The 1,969-nt window shown below is 60.5% G+C and carries 3 pseudogenes; 2 read left to right on the top strand and 1 reads right to left on the bottom strand.

Annotated features, from left to right (window positions below):
* Nucleotides 1-739 (top strand): annotated as a pseudogene (locus IVA78_RS17900) (transposase); the annotation flags it as partial.
* A 3-nt stretch (nucleotides 740-742) separates the two neighbouring features.
* On the opposite strand, the pseudogene IVA78_RS17895 reads toward IVA78_RS17900, so the two are convergent.
* Nucleotides 743-1,143 (bottom strand): annotated as a pseudogene (locus IVA78_RS17895) (fumarylacetoacetate hydrolase family protein).
* Nucleotides 1,144-1,482: 339 nt separating this feature from the next.
* Between IVA78_RS17895 and IVA78_RS17890 the strand changes: the two are divergent.
* A pseudogene (locus IVA78_RS17890) lies at nucleotides 1,483-1,735 on the top strand (transposase); the annotation flags it as partial.
* Nucleotides 1,736-1,969: the final 234 nt, after the last annotated feature.

Raw genomic sequence — 1,969 nt, 5'->3', positions numbered from 1 at the left:
AAATCGACGGGCTGCATCTCGGCGACGATCTCGTGCTGGTCGCCGCGATCGGGGTTGACGGCGAAGGCAACAAGCATCCGCTGGCGCTGGTGGAAGGGGTGACCGAGAACGCCGCAACGGTTCAGGCCCTGCTGGATAACCTGGTCTCGGGCGGGCTCGACCCAACGGTGCCAAGACTGTTCATCGTCGACGGCGCGAAAGCGTTGTCGAAGGCGATCCGCCGCACCTTTGGTTCGGCCGCTGCGATCCAGCGCTGCCAGATCCACAAGGCGCGCAACATCATGGAACGCCTGCCGAAAGAGCACCATGCGGCCAGCCGTCGGGTGCTACGCCAGGCTTGGGAGCTCGATGACGCCGACAAGGCTGAAAAATTGATCCGCAATCTCGCGCGTCGACTCGACCAGCAATGGCCCGGCGTAGCGGCCAGCATCCTCGAAGGCCTCGACGAAACCTGACTGTCGTCCGGTTGAAGCTGCCGAAGGAAATTCGTCGATCGCTCGCCTGCACCAACATCGCCGAGAACATGATGGGCACCATTCGCCGCGCCACGCGCAACGTCAAACGCTGGCGGGATGCCGGTATGGCCTTGCGGTGGGTCGCGGCCGGCATGATCGAGGCCAACAAGGGCTTCCGACGATTGAAGGCGCATAAGCAATTGTCGGTTCTGCGTGCGGCCCATCAAGCTCACCACGATCGCATGACGATCAAGCCCATTGCCCACCTCACCAGGGCCGCGTAACATTTATTCCGGCAACGTCAGCCCGACGCAGTTCAACAGCGATCGGGACATCCCCGAGAGCTCCGCAATCAGCCTCTCCACCGAAAAAGCCATCTCGGAGACCAGAGCATCCTGGCGAACTTCTCCATTCAACAGGCATTGAAGCCTGACTGTACCGGGATCGACTTCGTCAGGGGTCACAAGGTATGGACCGATCGGCATTGTCCCATCGATGCTCTTGCCCTTGAGCCACTGGCCGCCGTGCCGGCGCTGCAAGTCCCGCTGCGAAACATCATTTGCCAAACAATAGCCGAAGATGTGGGCTGCGGCTTCGCGCTCGGGGATGCTGCGGCGGCCTTTCCGATGACCACGGCCAATTCTGCTTCGTAGTCCCATTTCGTCGAGATCCTCGGGTCGAACGCGATGGGATCGCGCGGTCCGATTACTGTATCGGGCCCTTCGTGAAGAAGGTCGGCGCCTTCGGCAGTTCCTTGACGTCTTGGCTGGCGCGCTTTTCTTTGCCGTCGTTAAAGTGATCTAGATAGTTCCATCCCGTGCAAAGGATGTCACGGCGAAAGCGCCGGATGGGCGGGAGGAGCGCCAAATCTGCAAGTGGCACGTGCTCAGCTTCCTTCCCGCCGACCAGTCTCCTGACTTTCGGTCAGCGCTTCGGCCCCACCCTCTATGATTGGCAAAAGATCGCCTGAGCTGCTCCGGTTTGATGGACACCGAGATTAGGTGTTTCATGAAGCCGGAGGTGGGCGATGAAGAGACGGAAGTTCACTCGCGAGTTCAAGATCGAGGCGGTCAAGCTGGTCAGGGAGCGTGGGGTGTCGATGGCGCAGGCCGGGCGCGACCTGTGTTCATGAGAACGTTCTGCGCAAATGGGTGAAGGAGTTCGGCTCCGATCCGGTGCAGGCCTTTCCCGGCCACGGGCAGATGAAGCCGGAGCAGCAGGAGATCGAGCGGTTGCGCCGTGAGGTCACCAAGTTGAAGGCCGAGCGGGATATCCTAAAAGACTGTCCAGCGTTGTGGCGCGCCTGCGCGGGGCTAAAACAGCCTTGTGGTATCTTCTTGGCTGGGAGGGTAGCGGCCGTCAGCTTATTGGAGGCAGAATCCCCGTTAAAAAACGTGGTCCATGGGTGCATGCGGACTTGGGAGTGGTGACGCTGCTCCGGCGGCGATCCCGATTAGGAAGATGACGATTGGCATAACCCTGACCCTCCTGCCCATTTTTAAATGGAGGACCTG

Origin of the sequence: Bradyrhizobium sp. 137 (assembly GCF_023074095.1) — a bacterium.
Lineage (GTDB): Bacteria > Pseudomonadota > Alphaproteobacteria > Rhizobiales > Xanthobacteraceae > Bradyrhizobium.
This window is presented reverse-complemented; position numbering and strand designations above follow the sequence as displayed.